The organism is Clostridium transplantifaecale (assembly GCF_900626075.1).
Lineage (GTDB): Bacteria > Bacillota > Clostridia > Lachnospirales > Lachnospiraceae > Otoolea > Otoolea transplantifaecalis.
On the sequence record NZ_UYZY01000002.1, the window covers coordinates 1,086,445 to 1,107,513 of the forward strand.

The 21,069-nt window shown below is 46.6% G+C and carries 16 protein-coding genes and 1 riboswitch; of the genes, 13 read left to right on the forward strand and 3 right to left on the reverse strand.

Annotation, left to right across the window (positions count from 1 at the left end):
* The first annotated feature begins 12 nt into the window (after positions 1 to 12).
* The 4 genes from EJL91_RS10495 to EJL91_RS10510 all read left to right on the forward strand — a co-directional run bounded on the left by EJL91_RS10495 (position 13) and on the right by EJL91_RS10510 (position 5,763).
* A complete protein-coding gene (locus tag EJL91_RS10495; protein ID WP_125141878.1) occupies positions 13 to 1,305 on the forward strand; it encodes a UDP-N-acetylglucosamine 1-carboxyvinyltransferase in 1,293 nt (430 codons plus the stop codon).
* Between the two features lie 573 nt (positions 1,306 to 1,878).
* A riboswitch (SAM riboswitch) is annotated at positions 1,879 to 2,028 on the forward strand.
* Positions 2,029 to 2,138: 110 nt separating this feature from the next.
* Positions 2,139 to 3,329, forward strand: a complete 1,191-nt coding sequence (metK, locus tag EJL91_RS10500; protein WP_125141879.1) for a methionine adenosyltransferase — start codon at positions 2,139 to 2,141, stop codon at positions 3,327 to 3,329.
* A gap of 260 nt (positions 3,330 to 3,589) precedes the next feature.
* Complete coding sequence (locus EJL91_RS10505) at positions 3,590 to 5,077, forward strand: sensor histidine kinase (RefSeq protein ID WP_125141880.1); 1,488 nt, start codon at positions 3,590 to 3,592, stop codon at positions 5,075 to 5,077.
* Positions 5,074 to 5,763: a response regulator transcription factor gene (locus EJL91_RS10510; protein WP_125141881.1), complete on the forward strand. Its 690-nt coding sequence runs from the start codon at positions 5,074 to 5,076 to the stop codon at positions 5,761 to 5,763. Before EJL91_RS10505 ends, EJL91_RS10510 begins: the two co-directional genes overlap by 4 nt.
* Positions 5,764 to 5,946: 183 nt before the next feature.
* Here EJL91_RS10510 and EJL91_RS10515 read toward each other — a convergent pair whose 3' ends face one another.
* Positions 5,947 to 6,636 (reverse strand): GntR family transcriptional regulator, encoded by a 690-nt coding sequence (locus EJL91_RS10515; protein ID WP_125141882.1) that lies wholly within the window; start codon positions 6,634 to 6,636, stop codon positions 5,947 to 5,949.
* Between the two features lie 263 nt (positions 6,637 to 6,899).
* Here EJL91_RS10515 and EJL91_RS10520 point away from each other — a divergent pair, with 263 nt between their 5' ends.
* From EJL91_RS10520 to EJL91_RS10535, 4 genes are all read left to right on the forward strand, one after another.
* Positions 6,900 to 7,400 (forward strand): TRAP transporter small permease, encoded by a 501-nt coding sequence (locus EJL91_RS10520; RefSeq protein ID WP_125141883.1) that lies wholly within the window; start codon positions 6,900 to 6,902, stop codon positions 7,398 to 7,400.
* 87 nt (positions 7,401 to 7,487) lie between these two features.
* Entirely contained in the window at positions 7,488 to 8,774 is a 1,287-nt protein-coding gene (locus EJL91_RS10525) for a TRAP transporter large permease (RefSeq protein ID WP_125141884.1), read from the forward strand.
* A 108-nt stretch (positions 8,775 to 8,882) separates the two neighbouring features.
* Positions 8,883 to 9,956, forward strand: a complete 1,074-nt coding sequence (locus tag EJL91_RS10530; protein ID WP_125141885.1) for a TRAP transporter substrate-binding protein — start codon at positions 8,883 to 8,885, stop codon at positions 9,954 to 9,956.
* 52 nt (positions 9,957 to 10,008) lie between these two features.
* Complete coding sequence (locus EJL91_RS10535; RefSeq protein WP_125141886.1) at positions 10,009 to 11,493, forward strand: carboxylesterase/lipase family protein; 1,485 nt, start codon at positions 10,009 to 10,011, stop codon at positions 11,491 to 11,493.
* Between the two features lie 154 nt (positions 11,494 to 11,647).
* On the opposite strand, the gene EJL91_RS10540 is transcribed toward EJL91_RS10535, so the two are convergent.
* The gene (locus EJL91_RS10540; RefSeq protein ID WP_125141887.1) at positions 11,648 to 13,660 is read right to left on the reverse strand and encodes a LacI family DNA-binding transcriptional regulator; all 2,013 of its coding nucleotides are present in this window, start codon (positions 13,658 to 13,660) and stop codon (positions 11,648 to 11,650) included.
* A 346-nt stretch (positions 13,661 to 14,006) separates the two neighbouring features.
* Here EJL91_RS10540 and EJL91_RS10545 point away from each other — a divergent pair, with 346 nt between their 5' ends.
* The 5 genes from EJL91_RS10545 to EJL91_RS10565 all read left to right on the forward strand — a co-directional run bounded on the left by EJL91_RS10545 (position 14,007) and on the right by EJL91_RS10565 (position 20,160).
* A complete protein-coding gene (locus EJL91_RS10545) occupies positions 14,007 to 15,035 on the forward strand; it encodes a sugar ABC transporter substrate-binding protein (RefSeq protein ID WP_125141888.1) in 1,029 nt (342 codons plus the stop codon).
* Between the two features lie 89 nt (positions 15,036 to 15,124).
* Positions 15,125 to 16,618 carry a sugar ABC transporter ATP-binding protein gene (locus EJL91_RS10550; RefSeq protein WP_125141889.1) on the forward strand — a complete coding sequence of 498 codons (1,494 nt, stop codon included), beginning with the start codon at positions 15,125 to 15,127 and terminating at the stop codon, positions 16,616 to 16,618.
* Positions 16,619 to 16,621: 3 nt separating this feature from the next.
* Positions 16,622 to 17,611, forward strand: a complete 990-nt coding sequence (locus tag EJL91_RS10555) for an ABC transporter permease (protein WP_125141890.1) — start codon at positions 16,622 to 16,624, stop codon at positions 17,609 to 17,611.
* Between the two features lie 3 nt (positions 17,612 to 17,614).
* The gene (locus EJL91_RS10560) at positions 17,615 to 19,090 is read left to right on the forward strand and encodes a glycoside hydrolase family 32 protein (protein WP_125141891.1); all 1,476 of its coding nucleotides are present in this window, start codon (positions 17,615 to 17,617) and stop codon (positions 19,088 to 19,090) included.
* Between the two features lie 95 nt (positions 19,091 to 19,185).
* A complete protein-coding gene (locus tag EJL91_RS10565) occupies positions 19,186 to 20,160 on the forward strand; it encodes a carbohydrate kinase family protein (RefSeq protein WP_125141892.1) in 975 nt (324 codons plus the stop codon).
* A gap of 58 nt (positions 20,161 to 20,218) precedes the next feature.
* Here EJL91_RS10565 and EJL91_RS10570 read toward each other — a convergent pair whose 3' ends face one another.
* Positions 20,219 to 20,923, reverse strand: coding sequence for a DUF554 domain-containing protein (locus EJL91_RS10570; protein ID WP_125141893.1), 705 nt, complete (start codon positions 20,921 to 20,923; stop codon positions 20,219 to 20,221).
* Between the last annotated feature and the right edge of the window lie 146 nt (positions 20,924 to 21,069).

Below are 21,069 nucleotides of genomic sequence, written 5' to 3' on the forward strand. Positions count from 1 at the left end.
TGAGGTGCGAGGATGGAACAATATATTATGAAAGGCGGCAACTCTCTGGTAGGGGAAGTCATTATCAGCGGAGCAAAGAATGCTGCTTTGGGAATCTTGGCTGCATCAATCATGACGGATGAGGATGTTCTGATAGAGAACCTTCCGGATGTCAGAGATATCAATGTGCTTCTTGAAGCGATAGATGAGATCGGCGCCGACGTGGATCGTATTGACAGACATACAGTCCGTATTAATGCAAAGAACATTAAAGAGGTCAGCGTAGATGATGAATATATACGCAAGATCCGTGCGTCTTACTATTTTATAGGCGCTCTGCTGGGCAAGTATAAGAGTGCGGAAGTGCCGCTTCCCGGCGGATGCAATATCGGCAGCAGGCCGATTGACCAGCACCTGAAGGGGTTCCGTGCCCTTGGTGCCAAGATCGAGGTGGAGAAGGGCGCAGTGGTGGCCCATGCTATCGATCTGGTGGGCAGCCATATTTATCTGGACGTAGTTTCCGTGGGGGCTACGATCAATATTATGATGGCGGCTACCCTGGCAGAAGGCGAGACTATCATTGAGAATCCTGCAAAGGAACCTCACGTAGTTGACGTTGCCAACTTCCTGAACAGCATGGGAGCCAATGTCAAAGGAGCCGGTACGGATGTGATCCGTATTAAGGGAGTCCACAAACTGCACGGGACGGAGTATTCCATTATTCCCGATCAGATAGAAGCAGGGACATTCATGTGTGCCGCCGCGATTACCCGTGGCGATGTTATGGTACAGAATGTTATTCCGAAGCATCTGGAGGCGATTACCGCCAAACTGATTGAGCTGGGCTGTGAAGTCAGGGAGTTTGATGAGGCCGTACGCGTTGTGGGCAAGCCGAAGCAGAAACATACGGACATTAAGACACTGCCATATCCGGGATTCCCGACAGATATGCAGCCGCAGATGACTGTTACGCTGGCCCTGGCAGAGGGAACCAGCATTGTTACAGAGAGTATTTTCGAGAACCGTTTTAAATATGTGGACGAGCTTGCCAGAATGGGGAGCAATGTCAAAGTGGAAGGCTATACTGCCATCATCAGCGGAGTAAAGAAGCTGACCGGAGCACAGGTAAATGCACCGGATCTGAGAGCCGGAGCCGCGCTTGTCATCGCGGGACTGGCCGCCGAGGGATATACGATAGTCGACGAGATAGGTTATATCCAGAGAGGTTATGAGAATTTTGAAAAGAAACTTCAGGGCCTGGGAGCTGTAATTGAGAAGGTGGATTCTGAGAAAGAAGCCCACAAGTTCAAATTAAAAGTAGGCTGAAAGACAAAGTGCCTGTGATATGATTCGGGGCAGAGCAGCGGGTTTCGGTAGATTACCGGAATCCGGCGCTCTGCCCCGAATTTTTTATGTTTACGCTGAGAAATGAGAACGCCGCCGGGAGGGTCAGTTCTTAACTTCATAGTGGCCGCGGCAATACCTCTTCCGCACTGCTTGACGAAAGAGACAATCAGCCTCTGAAGATGACGGACGGGGCAATACCTTTCGCTGAGTCTTCAGTCCCGTCGACAACCTGCCCGGGGAAGAAGGAGAAAAACTTTCCGAAGGGAGACCTTGAAGCCCGCCGGTGCTTAGCGAGGTTCTTTCGAGCTTAGCATCCGCTGTGCGCTTCACAAGCGAGAGCGTGTCCCCGCAGGAATTTTTTTCTCCTTCTTCCCCCTCACTACAACCAACCATCGGGACTGAAGAATCATATCCAACCTCCCACCACCCCGTCCGCCATCTTTCAGAGGCGTCACCGCATCTCAATTAAAATTTCCTGATATTACTTGACATAGGAAAAAGAGTGTGATATCGTACATGTTGCAGTTAAATAAATTAAAAAGTACGTAATATCCCTTATTCAGAGTGATGGAGATACAAAGGATCTGTGAAGTCACGGCAACCCCGTTTAAGCAGGAAGGACAGGATGTCCCGAATGTGAGAGGCGGAAGGTGCCAGCCTGAGCGAGGCGCCGGAATGTTCCGGTCAATCGAGCAATAAGAGGATTTGATAGACCACAATCAAGTCCGTATTGCTACGGACTTTTTATTGATCTGCGATGAAAATACCGCGGAGCGTATGTTCGTCGTCTTTTAAAAACAAGGAGGAATACAATGGAGAAACTACTTTTCACATCTGAGTCAGTGACCGAAGGCCATCCGGATAAAATGTGCGATCAGATTTCCGATGCCATTCTGGATGCTTTATTAGAGCAGGATCCGATGAGCCGCGTTGCCTGCGAGACGGCTACCACGACAGGCCTTGTCATGGTAATGGGCGAGATTACAACACAGGCCTATGTGGATATTCAGAAAATCGTGCGTGAGACAGTGCGTGAGATTGGATATGACAGGGCTAAATACGGTTTTGACTGTGACACATGCGGCGTTATCACAGCGATTGACGAGCAGTCCACCGATATTGCAATGGGAGTGGACAAGGCTCTGGAGGCCAAAGAGAATAAAATGTCCGATGAAGAGCTGGAGGCAATCGGAGCCGGTGATCAGGGCATGATGTTCGGTTATGCCACAAACGAGACGGAAGAATTTATGCCATACCCGATTTATATGGCACACAGACTGGCCCGCCGCCTGACGGAAGTGCGCAAGGACGGAACGCTTCCTTATCTCCGTCCCGACGGAAAGACACAAGTTACGGTAGAGTATGACGAGAATGGGGCGCCAGTCCGCCTGGATACGATTGTTCTGTCTACACAGCATGATGAAAATGTAACCCAGGAACAGATTCATAAGGACATCAAACGCCATGTATTTGACCCGATTCTGCGGTCCGGCATGATCGATTCCGAGACAAAGTTCTTTATCAATCCGACCGGACGCTTTGTAATCGGCGGCCCTCACGGGGACAGCGGACTGACCGGACGTAAGATTATCGTTGACACCTACGGCGGATATGCCCGTCACGGCGGCGGCGCTTTTTCCGGTAAGGACTGTACCAAGGTAGACCGTTCGGCAGCATATGCGGCCCGCTATGTGGCAAAGAATATTGTAGCCGCAGGACTGGCAGACAAGTGCGAGATCCAGCTTTCCTACGCAATCGGTGTGGCACAGCCTACATCCGTTATGGTCGATACCTTCGGCACCGGCAAATTGAGTGACCAGAAGCTGGTCGGCATTATCCGTGAACATTTTGACCTGCGTCCGGCAGGAATTATCAAAATGCTCGATCTGCGCCGTCCGCTTTACAAACAGACTGCCGCATACGGTCATTTCGGCCGCAATGATCTGGATCTTCCGTGGGAGAAACTGGACAAGGCAGCTCTTCTCAAAGATTACTTAAAATAACAGGTGTTAAAATTTACAGGGAGTTCCGTGTTTACGGGGCTCCCTGTTTTGGAATAAAATACTCCCAGAAGTACCATAAACAGGGCATTCTAGCGGAATCAGGAAGAATATTTTATAATACTTTTAGAAACGAAGGAGTCAAAATATGATATACTTATCATTAAGAAAGTGAAAAGATATGAGAAAGCCTCACGAAGCTTTTAAGAAGCGGGTTTTCTCATATTTTTCTGATTACCGTAAGGAGGTGCCGAAGGTATCATATGAAGATAAAGACACGTCTTGCTATTGCATTTATCACAATTACGGTGGTTCCTATTGCACTGATTTATATTGCCGTTATGGGACTTGTCAATTATCAGGGCCGTTCCTTCCAGAAGAACTATGGGCTTAATGAACAGGTTGATCTGCTCTCCGGCAACTCCATGCAGGTATTTAACCGTCTTACACAGGGGGTTCAGAATACAATCCGCAAGTCGGTGGAGGCGGACCCCTCCATTTTTGACGATGAGAGCTATCTGGAATCCCTGAATGATGAGCTGGAGAAGAAGTACTCCTATTTGATTGTTAGAAAAGGAGACGATATCACTTTTTCCGGTACAAATGAGGGATTTGAGCTGGCGGAACAGCTGCCTCCCTATGATGATTATAAGGTGAATTCATCCGGCGGTTTTTATCTCGACGGCGAGGAACAGCACCTTTTAAAGCAGATTGATTTTACATTCTCGGACGGAGCGGAGGGCAGTCTGTTTATTGTGACGAACGTAGGCGAATACGTTCCGGAGATTAAGTCGATGATCAGCGAGATGCTGCTGGTGGGAGTGCTGATTATCTGCTTCACGGCCGGTATCCTGATCATGTGGGTATACAGGGCGCTGCTGCAGCCGCTGAACAAGCTTCAGGAGGCCACGAAGAAGATTCGTGACGGCAACCTGGACTTTACACTGGATGTGGACAATGACGATGAGATTGGCCTGCTCTGCCAGGACTTTGAAGAGATGCGTTTAAGGCTCAAGGAATCCTCGGAGGAGAAGCTCCAGTATGACAAGGAGAGCAAGGAACTGATCAGTAATATTTCCCATGACCTGAAGACGCCGATCACGGCTATCAAGGGTTACGTGGAGGGAATCCAGGACGGTGTTGCCTCATCACCCGAAAAGCTGGATAAATATATTAAAACGATTTATAATAAAGCTAATGATATGGATCGTCTGATTGACGAGCTGACATTCTATTCCAAGATCGATACGAATAAAATACCGTATAACTACACGAAGATCAACGTGGCGGAATATTTCGGGGACTGTGTGGAAGAGGTCGGCCTGGATATGGAGACCCGTGGAATTGAGCTGGGATACTTTAACTATGTGGACAACGACGTTGTGGTAATTGCCGATGCGGAGCAGATGAAGCGCGTGATTAACAACATTATCGGCAATTCCTTAAAATATCTGGATAAGAAAAAGGGAATCATTAATATCAGAATTAAGGATGACGGTGATTTTATCCAGATTGTGATTGAGGACAACGGGAAAGGAATTGCGGCCAAGGACGTGCCATTTATATTTGACCGCTTTTACAGGACGGACTCCTCCAGGAATTCTTCCAAGGGAGGCAGCGGCATCGGTTTGTCCATCGTGAAGAAGATTATTGAGGATCACGGCGGCAGGATCTGGGCTACGAGCAAAGAAGGAATTGGCACTGAGGTTCATTTTGTGCTTAGAAAATACCAGGAGGTTATTCAGGAATGAGCAGAATTTTAATTGTTGAAGACGAAGAGAGCATCGCGGAGCTTGAGAAGGATTATCTGGAACTCTCCGGTTTTGAGGTAGAGATGGAGAACAACGGGGAATCAGGACTGAAACGGGGCCTGGAAGAAGATTTTGATCTGCTGATTCTGGATCTGATGCTTCCCGGTATGGACGGTTTTGAGATCTGCAAGAAGGTCCGCGAGGTGAAAAATACACCGATTATCATGGTTTCGGCAAAGAAAGACGATATAGACAAGATAAGAGGCCTGGGCCTGGGCGCCGACGATTACATCACAAAGCCCTTCAGCCCGAGTGAGATGGTAGCCCGGGTAAAAGCCCATATGGCAAGATATGAGCGCCTGATTGGCAGCGGAACCCCGGAGAACGAGATTATAGAAATCAGGGGCTTAAAGATCGACAAGACGGCAAGGCGCGTTTATATTAACGGGGAAGAGAAGAATTTCACTACGAAGGAATTCGACCTTCTGGCCTTCCTTGCCCAGAACCCTAACCACGTGTTTACGAAGGAAGAACTCTTCAGTAAGATCTGGGATATGGAATCCCTCGGAGATATCGCTACCGTTACGGTGCATATTAAAAAAATCAGGGAGAAGATTGAGTTTAATACGGCGAAACCGCAGTATATTGAGACGATCTGGGGAGTTGGATACCGGTTTAAGGTGTAGAGTATGCCCATGCAGGAACAAAACGAAGTGGATGCTGTAAAGCCAGCGCTAGCTGGCTTTACAGCATCCACTTCGTTTTGAAGAATAAAACAGGAAAACAGGTTCTGAAAAAACTGCAATCTATGATATTTATCCGGAAAAATTGATTCTCGATGAAGAGTCGGTTCACTGCCAAATCATATATTATTTTTTATGAAGAATCTCTGACAACTGATTAATGTACTGAATAGCGTCCTGTCTGCCATAGTTGGTATGTTCAGCGATAGCGTCGCTGGTAAATGCTAAATCTAAAGTTTTTAGACCATATATAATTTTATTATGGACCATGCGAGATTTTTCTATTCGATTCTTTCGTGCCTCACCAGATTTATCATAAAAAATGATATTGGCAAGCAAGACACGTTGTGACTGATTTTTTAGATAGATATCATATAGTCTTTTGTTATCAGCAATATCAATCATATAACGTTTGAATTCTTCATCATCATCTACCAGGTTAATGATATTGGCCTTTTGTTCCAAGGTTGTTAACTTGTCTTCCATTTCCTGAAAATTTCTCCCGCTTAACGTGGCAATTATTTTTTTTGCGGCAGCTAACTCTATCATTTCTGATATATCAAAAATTTCTTCGAGATCTTTTAATGAGGGATGGAAGACGTAAAAACCCCGGGGTGAAGTATTAATTAGAAGTCCCTCATCTGTCAGCTTTCGCATTGCATCACGTATTGGCGTTCTGCTGATTCCAAATGCTTCGGCCAGTTGCGAATCAACAAGGCGTTGACCAGGCTGAAATTCTCTGTTGATAATTCTTTTTTTTATTTCTGAGTAAGCTCGTTCATTTAAAGTTAGAGATTCAAATGGTATTGTATTCATACTTATTCCTCTTTTCAAATTTGTATACGATATATTATAAAAAAATAATAATCATTATGCAATATGTTTTCATCTTTTTTTTGACAATAATAACTAGTTTCGTATACGATAAATAATAAGAAGGTAAAAAATAAAGCCAATCAAACATCCTTTTGCACTGAAAAATATAGAAAAATTGCCAATAAAAACAAAATAAATGTTGAAAATCAAATAAATGTATGCTAATATAATTCGTATAACGTATACGAAAAGGGAGGGGTTTAATGAAAGGGAATAGGAATGTTTTTAAATGGCTGGATGCTCATCTTGAAGAAACGATCATGATAATAACCGCGATATCAATTACGGTGGTAATTTTATTTCAAATTATTATGCGATATTTTTTTAAGAATGCGTTGCCTTGGCCGGAGGAATTCAGCAGATTTTGCTATATCTATTTTGTTTTCATGAGTATCGGATATTCGATACGGAATAAAAGTATGTTGAATGTCACAATGTTGCAAGATTTCATGCCAAAAAGAATGAGGATGCTTCTTGATTTAGTCATCCAGATGTTAATGGCGGTTATTTTTGGGGTTTTTACATATTACAGTACGGAAGTGATTCGAGCTACGTTACTTTCAGGACAAAAAGCAACGGCATTACAGATCCCGATGACAATTCCTTATTTAGCTACTTTTCTGGGATTTCTGACAGCGACGTTCCGCTCTGTTCAATCTACACTTTTGTGCATAAAACAACTTCACTCAAAGGGTAATTTATGATTTAGGCGGGTTGGAGTGTTAGAAGATGAACGGAGCAGTGAAATAAGATAACGTCTTTTGAAAACGAATAAAAAGGAGAGAAATGCGATGGTAGGTTTGGTGTTTGTTATATTTTTTGTGCTGCTGGCGTTGGGATTTCCGATTGTAATGTGCATGATTGGAGGCTCTTTGGTACCGCTGCTGGCAGGAATGGCAGGAGCGAGCAGTATCCCGGCTCTGATACGAGGGACTTTTAGTGGAGCTAATTCAGCCAATATCCTCTGTCTTCCGCTTTTCATTTTTGCAGGAGTAATCATGGCAAAAGGGGGTATTTCAAAAAAAATATTCGATGTGTTCGCGTATTTTATAGGGAATAAAACGGGCGGAATACCGTGCGCCGTAATTATTACATGTCTGTTTTATGGTGCAATTTCCAGTTCCGGCGCAGCTACGGCCGCTGCAATTGGGGCAATGACCATTCCACTTTTAATTGAGCTTGGGTACGATAAAAAATTTGCAGCAGCGACTGTGGCGGTATCAGGGGGATTAGGAGTTATTATTCCTCCAAGCGGACCATTTATGATGTATGGAATGGCTACAGACACATCTATTGGCTCTTTGTTTATCGCAGGAATTTTGCCGGGAATATTTATAGGATGTATGCTTATGATCTATGCGGTGCTTTATTGTAAGCTCCGTGGTGAAGATAAAGAAAAAATTCTAAAAAACTATAATAATATAAAAAAGAATGGTTTTTATGCACTTTTTAAGGACAGCTTTTGGGCACTGTTGTCTCCGGTCATCATATTAGGCGGGATTTATGCCGGCATTGTCACACCAACGGAAGCGGCAGCGGTTTCCGTGCTCTATTCGATGCTGATTTGCCTTTTTGTTTATAAAACGGTTGCTTTTGGCGAGTTGTTTTCATTTTTATGTGAAACGGTAAAGTCGGCAGCGCCTATCTGTTTTTTACTGGCTTTTGCCACTGCGTTTGGACGGACATTGTCTCTTATAAAGGCGGCAAATGTAGTACAAGCTCTGATTTCAGGAGTTGCAACGAATAAGATTTCTTTTCTCCTTATTGTAATTGTGGCCTTTTTCCTGTTAGGAATGGTGATGGATACCGGTCCCGCAATTATTATTTTGGCTCCGATTATTTGCCCGATTGCAAAATCCTATGGTATAGATCCGGTACACCTTGGGGTTATTATGGTTTGTAACTTGGCTATTGGTATGGTAACTCCACCTTTCGGCCTCAATCTCTTTGTGACCAGCCCATTGGCCGGAACGCCGGCTATGAGTGTTGGAAAAGCGGCAATTCCTTATATTGGCGCATTTTTAATCGCGCTTCTTGTAATAGCATTTGTCCCGCAGTTCAGCTTAGCTCTTTTATAATTGCAGCAGGATAGGGAAGAAATAATTTATTTTGAATCCAAATAAATCTTCGAGGAACCGAAAAACTTTAAAATAGGTTTTGAAAGTAGAAAGCAGGAGGTATATGTAATGAAAAAGACATGGATCATGTTGATGGCAGCTTGTTTCATGATGGGATTGACTGCGTGTGGAAAAGGCAGTTCTGATATTGGCGGAAATACCGCTGATTCAGTGGGGGCAAGCGGGGAAGGCGGGAATAGTGTGTTGGCAAGCCTTGAGCCGGTTAATTTAGCATATGCACATAATGGTTCGGAAAAAGCAATGGTTGGCAGATGGGGATACCTGCTTAAGGAAAAAATCGAAGCAGCTTCCGATGGGAAAATAACGGTAACTATTTACAGCAATGGTGAAATGGGAACAGATGCCGAAACAATAGAGGCGGTACTGGATGATACAATACAGATTGCTGCAATGCAGCCGTCCCCGGCAGTCGCATTTGTCCCGGAACTGGCCGTATTTGATTTGCCGTGTGTATTTGCCAATTCAGAAGCGGAAAAAATAAATCAGGCGCTGAATGAGAGCGCTTTCGCAGATATTATAAATGAAAAATTTCAGAGAGCTGGTTTAAAGTGCCTGGGCTTCTCTCAGGGAGCGACATTCCGTCAGTTTACTTCTTCTGAAAAAGTAAGTTCGATAGAGGATTTCAAGGGAATGAATATCAGGGTAATGGATAACCAGTATCAAATTGCACTGTGGAAATTATTGGGCTGTAATACGACGCCGATCCCAGGTTCTGAATTATATATGTCGCTTCAGAACGGATTAGTGGATTCTCAGGAAAATGCACTTGACACCTGTGTGTCTATGAGTGCCTGGGAGATACAGAAATATGTTACTCTGACGAATCATAGTCTGTATACAAACATGATTGTGATGAACGAGTCATATTTTGAATCCCTTCCGGAAGAATACAGGTCTATTATTAATAATGCAATTACTGAATCAATCACAGAAATGATTCCGTGGTATCAAGAGGGGGATCAAACAGCATATAAGACACTGGAAGATAATGGGATGGAATTTACGGAACTTACGAAGGAACAGATGGATGAAATCGTTGAGCTTGCACAGCCGCTCTATAACGAAATTCGTTCTGATGTTGGAGAAGAGCTTGTAGATACGCTGATAGAAGCAGTTCGATAAAATGAATAATAGAAAAATCGAAATACTGTTTATATAAATTTGGAGGTTTGACATGGCATTGCGGGAGACGGAGATATATTGTGGAAAGATAAGTGGAATAGCAGCCGGAAATCAGGATATAACAGTGTTTAAGGGTATCCCATATGCGGAACCGCCGGTGGGGAATAACCGGTGGAAACCGCCAATACCTAAAAAAAAGTGGCAAGGGACATATGATGCTGTACGTTTTGGCAATATCTGTCCACAGATCTTACCGGAAAAAGATACTTTTTATTATAAAGAATTTTTTAGAATGGAGGCTCATGAAAAACAGAATGAGGATTGTCTGCAGCTTAATATATGGACGCCGGCAGAGAGTGTAAATGACAGGTATCCTGTTCTTGTTTTTATCCATGGTGGAGGATTCCAGACTAACTATAGCTTTGCTCCGCAGTTTGATGGGGAAGGGCTGGCAAAACGGGGAATTGTGGTGGTGACAATCAATTACCGACTGGGGATTTTTGGCTTTCTGGCGCATCCGGAGCTATCGAAGGAATCTGAACGGGGCATATCAGGAAACTATGGTCTCATGGATCAGATATGTGCATTGCAGTGGGTGAAAGACAATATCCATGCATTTGGCGGGGATGCAGGGAAGATTACTATTTCAGGGGGCTCTGCAGGGGCCGAGAGTGTTTTTTTACTTACCCTGTCAGACCGTGTAAATGGGTGGTTTCGCGGTGCTGTTATGCAGAGCGGTCCGCTGCTGGAACCGCTTCCTACTCTGAAACAAATTGAAACGGATGGAAAGAAGTTTTTGGATAAGCTGGGTATCTCTTCCATTCATGAGGCAAGGGCGTGGACGGCGGAAGATTTGAAGAATTATTCTCCCGATTTAGATCGGGGAGATAAGATGTTTTTAAAACCTTGTATCGATGGCTATATTATCAATGACAACCCTCTGGACAGTTTGAAAAAAGGAGCGGCGGCTGATATTTCATATATGGTGGGATGCACAGGTAACGAGGCTGGTTCTATGAGAAACCGTTTCAGGGAAACTCCTCAGTCAATTGCGAAAAAATTAGAGAACTGTTATGGCAGCTGCTCAAAAGAATACAGAAGCAGCGTCAGGTATAGTACGGAAGAGGAGGCATTCCAGTTTCAGTTAAAACACGGATTTACAGAAGATATGTATTCGTATTGTCTGGCTTGGTGCGAGCTGCAGGGAAGAATGAAACCTTATATGTATCGGTTTGAGCGAGACTTACCGGGAGATAATGCGGGAGCTTTTCACGCCAGTGAACACTGGTACATATTCGAAACATTAAACCGCTGCTGGCGCAGGTTTACCGGTGCGGATTATGAATTATCAAAAAAAATGGCGGATTATTGGGCTAATTTTATTAAAACAGGCGACCCCAATGCGGCTCATCTTCCAAAGTGGGAACCTTATGAACCGGGAACGTTTCGATTTATGGCGCTTGATGAAATATGCAGGATGAAGGACATGGGAAAAGATAAAGCGGTATATAGCCGAATAAAGTATTACTGCAGTTAACCCGGACGGGAAAACTAATCAGAACAGTTACAAATATAGTCAAAAACCGGATAAAAACTCATGAATGAGCTGATATCCGGTTTTTTGTATCACAAGAAAGAGGTATCTCTATCGCAGCGCAACTAAAGGGACTGGGTCTGAAAAACGATCGTTTCTACTCCTTCGACAACTCATTCTTCAACGTCTTAGCCAGTTCATCCGGCGCATTCTCATGCATAACTTCTTTCCAGGCCGACAACAGATTTTTCCGCTCCACAACACAGGGAGAGATCCCAATATACTCATATCCCCTCTGGTTGAGCAGCGCCTTGGCGGTTGCCTGGCCTGCGGCGACGCCCTGGTCGTATGCCTTCTGGGCGCTCAGGCCGAGCACGATATCTTCATCGGCCAGGATTCTTGCTATCTCATAATCCAAATCAAAGGTTACAATCTTAATATCGCAGCGGTTCAGCTCCCGCATTGCCCTGATGGCTCCGAGAGCGGGTCCTTCCCAGGACACATAGAGTCCCTTGATCTCCGGGTGGGCGAGAATCATCTTTTTCGCTACCGCATAGGCGTTTTCTATCTGGTAAAAAGGTTCCGATTCCACGATTGTGATATTCGGATATTCCTCCCGTATCGTCTGTTCCGCAATCATGTCCCTCAGATAGGTTCCGAGAAATTTGCTTCCGTGCACGATGAAACCGACCACCACATTTTCTTCCTTCTTGAAGTGCTCCCCCAGTAGAACGGCTCCGCCCCGCCCGTTTTCACGTTCATTGGTGGAGACGAGGGAATAGTAGTCCCCTTTGCTCATCCCGTCCGGGACGTTGCTGATAAAAATCAGTTTCGTCTCTTTGGAGAGCTGACGGAACTTATTGGCGGTGGCGGTATCGTCTACGGGGATTGCAACGATGGCGTCTACTCCCTGCATCCGCAGGCTCTCAAGCTGGATCGCCTGGAGGTTCGGGTCAAAATTGGAGTCGGTGACGGAAACGATGTTGACGCCGCACCGGGACAGGATATAGCGCAGACCCTTCTCGTGCATAGCGGCCCACTGAGTGTTGCCGTAGTGGAAGGAGACGCCCACCCTGTATTTGCGCTCCTGCAGTTCCTTTACCTCAGAAGGTGTCAAATCCAGATTGTCGGGGGAAACAGTAGTTTCACCGTAGGGTCCCTTGCCGATCATCTTGACGGACTTCCTGATTTCTAAAAGAGACGGGATATGTACTTCCTCTACCGCGGTAACTCCGTTTATCTGTTCAAACAGGAGCCTCAGTGCGTTCTCGGCCATTCTGCGGCAGTCGTGGGAGAAGGTTGTGAGGGGCGTGCCGAAGAGGTGACACCATGATTCATCACTAAAACCAATGACGGATAACTGTTCAGGAATGTCGACGGCAAGCTGCTGCAGAGTAGATATCAGAATCAGAGTGATTCTGTTGCCGCAGGCGATATAGGCCGTGGGTTTGAAATTCTCATAATGGCTGATGATGGCTCGTTCGCAGTCCTTATTATTGTACAGATTCATTTTGACAATGTTGGTGTCGTCACAGTGTACGCCTGCGTCGTACATGGCGTCGAGGAAACCGGTTAACTGTTCATTGACCGTGGATATCTCCCTGTCCGACATCAGGATGCCGATTCTCTTATGGCCGCTGTTGAGCAGGGTTTGTGTCCCCTTGTAAATGATGCTCTTGCTGTCGGCCACCACGCAGGAGATGGAGTGGTCTGAGACTGTCCGCTCAATACAGACAAGCGGCATGCCCCGCTGGCGGATCTTCTGATAGTGCCGGCTGTCCTGGCCCGAGGGGGCAATCAGAATCCCGGCGGTCTGGCGGCTGCTCATCAGGTTCTCCAGAATCCGCTTTTCGGAGGTAATATCATCGAAGGTCAGATAGATGGATACCGAGTATCCTTTAGACTCACAAAGTTCCGTGATGCAGGTAATAATCCTGGTAAATAAAGAGCCGCCCACATTGGGAATTACGACGGCTATGACGGACTTTTCACCTATTCTGGCAGTGCCGGGTTTTTTCTGCGCTTTTACCTGATAATTCGTATCGCGGATGGCCTGCAGAACCTTCTCTGTCAGCTCGGGTTTCACATATCGAGTTCCATTTATGACATGAGAGACGGTTGCAATCGAGACACCGGCTTTTTCCGCAACATCCTTGATCGTTGTAGCCATGTAAAATCCCTCCCCTGTTGTTTACGTAAATTTAACTATACTATATCAATTTATAAAAACAAAGTCAAATTTTAATCGTATGGATGGAAGATGGCGGCAATATTTTTATAAAAGATAATGGTAAAAATTAGAAGAAAAATGGGAAAAACAATATTGATTTACGTAAATAATCGATTTGGTTTATTATATTAGCACAAAATGCACAAAACAATCCTGTTAAAAACGCAGAATATTATAAAAACCGTTGACGCTGTCAGACTACAATGATATCATTTACGTAAACAAAGCGGCGCGCAAAGCTTAATGCAGTAAATGTAAGAGGTCAACGAAAGAGGAGGATACAAAAATGAAGAAAACAATCGCAAAGGTAATGGCATTTACAATGCTGGCGGCAACACTGGCCGGATGCGGCGGATCGGGAAATAAGACAGAGACTCCGGCGGCAGAAGCAAAGACAGAGGGAGCAGCTTCTGAAGCGGCAGGAACGGAAGGAAGCGAAGGCGCAGAGGAGGCGGCATCCTATAAATTTGCATTTCTTCCTAATACACAGAATAATACATTCCAGGCGGCAATGAACGACACATTTAAAAAGCTTTGCAATGAAAAAGGTTACAGCTATGTGTGCCTTGACCCGGATTATGATTTAAATACCCAGTTATCCCAGATGGCCGATGTGGCAAACCAGAACTTTGACGCAGTATTCGTAATTCCGGTTGATTCCGCAGGTATCAGACAGGGCCTTGAGCAGATACATGAGAAAAACATCCCAATCCTCAATGTGGATACCCCGGTGATCGATGATGATTTAGATCTAGTGGAAACCGTAATTGCCACCGACGCCTATAATGCGGGTACATTAGTAGGACAGCAGATGGCAGCGGACTATCCGGACGGAGCAAAGATTGCAATTCTGGATTTTCCATCCAATGAGTCATGCGTAAACCGCGTGGCAGGTTTTATGGACGGCCTCGGCGCTGCAAAGGATAAATTTGAGATTGTTGCACAGCAAGACGGTGCAGCAGCGCTTGATATTTCCATGCCGATTGCAGAGGATATTATCCAGGCTAACCCGGGCATCAACGCATTCTTCTGTATCAACGACCCGTCGGCCCTCGGCGCTGCAGCCGCTATCAAGGCATCCGGAAAGACAGATATCGGCGTTTACTCCATCGATGCATCTCCGGACGGCAAGGCGGCAATCCTGGACGGTTCCTTCACCGCAGTGGCGGCACAGGTTCCGATCGGCATTGCAGAGACGGCATTTGAAAAAGCAGAAACACTTTTAGCCGGTGGTGAAATTGAAAAAGAAATCCTGTTACCTTCTTTCCTGGTTGATAAAGAGAAAGCAGAGGCGACACTGAAGGATTGGCAGTAAATTACGGTTTAATACTGCGGCAGTAACAGTACGACACAGCAGGCGCTTCTCTAACGGAAGTGCCTGTTTTCAGAAATGCAGGTGAGCGAGTGGAAAACATTGTATTAAAGATGACAGACATATCAAAAAGCTTCGGTGGTGTCCACGCTTTAAACGGGATTCATTTTGAGCTGAGAGAAGGGGAAATCCATGCCCTGCTGGGGGAGAACGGAGCCGGAAAATCTACGCTTATCAAAGTCCTGGGCGGAATTTACAGACCGGACCGGGGCGTCATAAACATCGGCGGAAAAGAGATTGAGATAGATAATGTCCAGACTGCCAGGGAGCACGGAATCGGAATCATCCATCAGGAAATCGTGCTGGTGCCTTATCTGACCGTGGCGGAAAATATTTTCCTGGGACGTGAGATTCTGGACCGGTTCGGCTTTAAGGATATGAAGGAAATGCTCCGTCAGGCCGGAGAAATGTTAAAACGCCTGGGACTGGATATTGAGGCGGACACAAAGATTGCGGATTTGACGATTGCCCAGCAGCAGATGGTTGAAATCGTCAAAGCAAGCTCATTTAACGTGAAAATCCTGGTTATGGATGAGCCGACCTCTTCCCTGTCGGACGAAGAGGTGGAAAAGCTGTTTGAAACCATGACAAGGCTGAAAGCGCAGAAGGTAAGCATCATTTATATTTCCCACAGGATGGAAGAACTGTTCAGAATGTCGGACCGGATTACGGTCATCAGGGACGGCTCCTATGTGGGAACGGTAAATACAAAGGAAACAGACACCGATGAGCTGGTGGCCATGATGGTCGGCCGCAGCCTTCAGAATTATTACACAAGAGATTATGATACGCTCCGGGAGGACAGTGTAATACTGGAAGTAGAAAATCTGACGAAGAAGGGCGTTTTTGAGAATATCAGCTTCAGAGTCAGAAAAGGTGAAATACTCGGTTTTGCAGGACTTGTGGGCGCCGGGAGAAGTGAGATTATGACCTGCGTCTTCGGCGCCGACCGCTTCGATTCAGGCCGGATCATATTGAACGGCCGGGAGGTGCGGTTTAAGAACTGCCTGGAAGCGATTAACCAGGGAATTGCCATGGTTACGGAGGACAGAAAGAAGACGGGGCTTACACTGATTAATTCGATCGTATTTAATACGACCCTCTCAAGCCTGAAGTATTACGCCAGGGGCCTTCTGCTCAGCGATGCGAAGAAAGAGGCGGTTACGCAGGAATACATAAAGAGCCTGAATATCAAAGCTCTGTCGCCTGATGCGGCGGTGGGCAGCATGTCGGGCGGCAACCAGCAGAAGGTGGTAATTGCAAAAGCGCTGGCGACAAAGCCGGAAATACTGATACTGGATGAACCGACAAGAGGCGTGGACGTAGGCGCGAAAGCCGAGATTTACTCCATTATTAACGAGCTGGCAAAAGAGGGAATGGCGATTATCATGATCTCCTCGGAACTTCCCGAGATAATCAACATGTGCGACAACGTGTGCGTTATCAAGGAAGGCATCAAGACGGGAGAGATTGGTCATCTGGAACTGACACAGGAACGAATTATGAAATTGGCTACGGGAGTGTAAAATATGAAAAATAACAGTTTTATGAAAATGCTGAAAGGAAATTCCGGAATCATTGCAGTGCTCGTCATCATCTCCATTATCCTGAGCTTCGCGTCACCGGTTTTCCTCACTACGGACAACCTTCTGTCTGTTCTCAGACAGGTATCAAATAATATGTATCTTGCGCTTGGAATGACGCTTGTCATTATCCTGGGAGGGATTGACCTTTCCGTGGGCACCTGCGTCGCCATGTGCGGCACTCTGACGGCCGGACTCATGGTCAATCAGGGAATGCCGATGGCTGCAGCGATCGCGGTGGGCCTGCTGCTCGGAACGCTGGCCGGATTCTTAAACGGATTAATCATCGCCACCTTTAAGGTGCCTGCCTTTATTGTAACCATGTCCATGATGAATGTGGCCAAGGGCGTCGCATACATCTACTCGGGAGGCCGTTCCATCAGGGTTTCCAACGACGTGTTTACCGGAATCGGCACAGGGAAATTATTCGGAGTCCTGCCCCTTCCGGTTGTGTACATGGTCGTTCTCATCATTATTTTCATCGTTGTATTAAACAAGACGAAATTCGGAACCTATATATTTGCTATCGGAGGCAACCGGGAGTCGGCCAGACTTTCCGGTGTGCCGATTAAGAAAGTGGAGATTGCGGTATTTACCATATCTGGTTTCCTGGCGGCATTCGCCGGTATCGTCCTTTCCGCGAGAATGTATTCCGGCCAGCCAGGCGTCGGAGAAGGGTATGAGCTGGACGCAATCGCAGCCTGCGTGCTGGGGGGAATCTCCATGACAGGCGGCGTCGGAGCTGTATCGGGAACGATTTTCGGCGCATTGGTAATCGGCATTATCAGCAACGGCCTGAACCTGATTGGACTCAGTTCCTTCTGGCAGTTGGTTGTAAAGGGCCTGATAATCGTCCTGGCCGTCATCATCGACACCCAGAAGGGAAAAGACAGTGTAGTAAAACGCATCATAAGAAACGCGAAGGAGAGAGCATAAGAAATGGATATTTTCAGGAAATTAAGCTGGGCTGATTCTACAGGGGATGCAATTCCCCTCTACCATGACGGTGTCTATCATATTTTTTCACTGACCTCCCCTCCCGGAACGACCGTTTATCCGGCGAGGCTGAGGACCACATGGGAGCATTCCGTATCAAAGGATCTGGTGCACTGGGAAGAGGTGGGAACTGCGCTTTATCCGGGGGAGGGGGAAGAACCCGACGCCTGCGGCGTATGGACCGGAGCCGCCGTCTATGGGGAAGGAAAATTCCATATTTTCTATACGGGCTACAATTATAACGTGCATTTTGAGCAGACAATCTGCCATGCGGTGAGCGACGACGGAATCCATTTTGAAAAGGACCCGAAGAACCCGATTATTATTCCAAATGAGGAAGAATATGAAGTTGGGGACTGGCGTGACCCATACGTCTTCTACAACGAGGACGACGCCTGCTACTGGATCCTGATATCCGGAAGGAAGAAGGAGGGGCCGCCGTCCAGACGGGGCTGCATCGTCCTGTACCGCTCGAAGGATCTGGACAACTGGGAGTATTACGGACCGATTTACCAGCCATTCCATACCAACTGTCCGGAGTGCTGTGAGATGTATAAGATAGGAGACATCTGGTATCTTTCCTACTCGCGTTTCTCTGAATTTGTTAACACTATCTACCGCATATCCGATTCGCCGTTCGGGCCGTGGAGAACGCCGAAGATGGATGGAATCGGCGGCCGCCGGTTCTATGCGGCAAAATCGCTGGTCAATGATGAGGGACGCAGATTCTACTTTGCATGGGCCCACGACCGGGCGGAGCAGAGCAATTTTGGCGAGTGGTACTGGGGCGGACGGTTCTGTATCCCGCACGAGGTATGCAGGAATACGGACGGCGAACTGGATGTGAAGCTCCCCAGAGAATATGCGGAGGCGTTTTGTACACCGGTGGAGTGGAATTATGTGGATATCCTCGGCAAATCCGTAAAATATGGGGATAAGTGCATTTACCTCGATTCCGTCGGCACTCTATCTTATGGATTTGTGGATGTGAAAGAGGAGAGCTTCCTGTTTCGCTGTAAGGTAAAGCCGGTCAATATGGCGGATCATTTCGGCCTGCTTCTTAAATCCGACAGGGATGCGACCCAGTGTATCGTTCTTGCCTTTGACAAGGGGATGCAGCGTGCCGAGCTTTTGAACCTCCCGATGGGAGTGGATCCGTTCTGGGAGGCATCCTGCACCAACATCGGAACGCCGAAGGACGCAGGACCGGACGGCATCCGGGTATGTGAAAAACCGTTTCCGTATGAGAACGGAGATGTAATTGACCTTAAAGTGGTGATTGACCGCGATATGATAGAGATATTTGCCGGGGAAAAGATTGCATTTACATACCGCTACTTTGGGGAGACGGATTACCAGATCGGGCTGATGGCCCAGGATGGCTGTGCGGAATTCTTTGATATCGCTGTGACGAAATAAGAGGACATTAAGTGTAGAAAGACGTTACCTGGAGCGTGTCTGAAAATTGCAGAAATGTATTTTCAGGCACGCTCTGGGTAATATAGGAGAGAAATATGCAGAATACAGATGTAACCGCTCTCGGAGAGCTGTTGATTGATTTTATCCAGAACGGGGAATCCGACCAGGGTAATCCCCTGTTTGAGGCAAATCCCGGAGGTGCGCCCTGTAATGTGCTGGCGATGTTAACCAGGCTGGGCAGGAAGACGCAGTTCATTGGGAAAGTCGGCCGGGACAGGTTCGGACGGCAGCTTAAGAGAGAACTTGAACATATAGGGATCGGCACGGCGGGTCTTATTGAGGATGTAAAGATTCCGACGACACTTGCACTGGTGCACAAGCTTCAAAACGGGGACCGGGATTTTTCTTTCTACAGAAATCCCGGGGCCGATATGATGCTTGCTTCCGGGGAAGTGGATTTTGGACTGATTGAGAGATCAAAGATATTTCATTACGGTTCCTTGTCCATGATGGCCGGACCGTCCAGGGAGGCTACGAAAAGAGCTGTTGAAACATCGGAAAAGGTTGGTCTGCTGCGCTCCTTTGACCCAAATCTGAGGCCGCCTCTGTGGAACTCGGAGGATGAGGCGAAAGAGCAGATCCGCTATGGCCTGGCTCACTGCGATATTCTCAAAATATCCGATAATGAGATACAGTGGCTGACCGGCCTGGAAGACTTTACGGACGGTGTAAGGGAGCTTAAGAAACATTATGATATCAGGCTCATCTGCGTTTCCATGGGAAAAGACGGCAGCAGGGCCTATTATGACGGAATAATGGTGGAGGTTCCCGGTTTTATCCAGGAAGGGACCGTTGAAACGACGGGCGCCGGAGATACGTTCTGCGGCTGTGTGCTCCACTTTGTGCTGGAATACGGCCTTGATAACCTGGATGAGGGTAAAATCAGAGAGATGCTCACATTCGCTAATGCGGCGGCCTCGCTCATAACAACGAAGAAAGGCGCGCTGAAGGTGATGCCTGAGAAAGAAGAAATTAAAGCATTAATTTCTGCCCGAAAGGCAGGAAAATAAGTTGATTAGCGGATGGAGGCTCCCCGGGGAAAGGGGGGCCTCCATTTTTCAATTACAGTCAGATAATAAGGCTGAACAGCCAGGAGGAGGGCCAGATTAAGATTAAAGACGGCAGCAGGTTTACCGCGCTGATATGCTTAATCTGCGCAATGCTCAGTCCAAGGACAAAGGTAAGCAGCCCTCCCACAGCTATAAAATCATTCAACATGGCGGCCGTGGTCAGGGGCATAATGAATTGTGCGGAATAAAAGCAGGCGCATAAAATCAGAAATTGTGGAAGAACGATCAGATTCATTGCCCGGCCCAGAGTGGCGGCAAAAATCGTGGCAGCAAAAATATCCATGACGGCTTTTGAGAGAAGTATTGTAAAATCACCGGATATCCCCTCGTTAATTGCTCCGAAAATATTCGTTCCGCTTGCGCAGAAGGTAACCGCGACAATGAGGTAGAAACGCATATAGTCCTCCTTATTACCCGAGATCTTAAAATGCAATTTTTCCAGAATACGTTCAAACAGTGAATTTACCCTGCGGTCCAGATTCATCATTTCCCCGGCCAGTGCACCCAGTATAAGAGCCAGTATCACGGCGGGCAAAGACTGGAGTTTTACCATGGAGGTAATCCCGATTGCAATGGCGGCAATGCCGAAAATTGCATTCATCGGCTGCTTGATGCGCTCCGGCACCCGGCTTTTGATCGCACTCCCTAAATTCGTCCCAAAGAGGACACAACAGCAATCAATTATAATTCCTTTTGGTATCATACTTACCCTGTCCCTTTCTCATCACTTATTATTCTGTTATTGTGCCTGTATATGGGATTTTTCAGAAAAGCTAACCTGCAGGCTAACCCACACGCCCTGTGTATTCCATTCCAGGCAAAAGTGATGTGACATTTTAACATAGCAGA

Excerpts from the sequence above, each read along its gene's own strand:
- EJL91_RS10495 (WP_125141878.1), top strand. The coding sequence starts at position 13 with ATGGAACAATATATTATGAAAGGCGGCAACTCTCTGGTAGGGGAAGTC.
- metK (WP_125141879.1), top strand. The coding sequence starts at position 2,139 with ATGGAGAAACTACTTTTCACATCTGAGTCAGTGACCGAAGGCCATCCG.
- EJL91_RS10505 (WP_125141880.1), top strand. The coding sequence starts at position 3,590 with ATGAAGATAAAGACACGTCTTGCTATTGCATTTATCACAATTACGGTG.
- EJL91_RS10510 (WP_125141881.1), top strand. The coding sequence starts at position 5,074 with ATGAGCAGAATTTTAATTGTTGAAGACGAAGAGAGCATCGCGGAGCTT.
- EJL91_RS10515 (WP_125141882.1), bottom strand. The coding sequence starts at position 6,636 with ATGAATACAATACCATTTGAATCTCTAACTTTAAATGAACGAGCTTAC.
- EJL91_RS10520 (WP_125141883.1), top strand. The coding sequence starts at position 6,900 with ATGAAAGGGAATAGGAATGTTTTTAAATGGCTGGATGCTCATCTTGAA.
- EJL91_RS10525 (WP_125141884.1), top strand. The coding sequence starts at position 7,488 with ATGGTAGGTTTGGTGTTTGTTATATTTTTTGTGCTGCTGGCGTTGGGA.
- EJL91_RS10530 (WP_125141885.1), top strand. The coding sequence starts at position 8,883 with ATGAAAAAGACATGGATCATGTTGATGGCAGCTTGTTTCATGATGGGA.
- EJL91_RS10535 (WP_125141886.1), top strand. The coding sequence starts at position 10,009 with ATGGCATTGCGGGAGACGGAGATATATTGTGGAAAGATAAGTGGAATA.
- EJL91_RS10540 (WP_125141887.1), bottom strand. The coding sequence starts at position 13,660 with ATGGCTACAACGATCAAGGATGTTGCGGAAAAAGCCGGTGTCTCGATT.
- EJL91_RS10545 (WP_125141888.1), top strand. The coding sequence starts at position 14,007 with ATGAAGAAAACAATCGCAAAGGTAATGGCATTTACAATGCTGGCGGCA.
- EJL91_RS10555 (WP_125141890.1), top strand. The coding sequence starts at position 16,622 with ATGAAAAATAACAGTTTTATGAAAATGCTGAAAGGAAATTCCGGAATC.
- EJL91_RS10560 (WP_125141891.1), top strand. The coding sequence starts at position 17,615 with ATGGATATTTTCAGGAAATTAAGCTGGGCTGATTCTACAGGGGATGCA.
- EJL91_RS10565 (WP_125141892.1), top strand. The coding sequence starts at position 19,186 with ATGCAGAATACAGATGTAACCGCTCTCGGAGAGCTGTTGATTGATTTT.
- EJL91_RS10570 (WP_125141893.1), bottom strand. The coding sequence starts at position 20,923 with ATGATACCAAAAGGAATTATAATTGATTGCTGTTGTGTCCTCTTTGGG.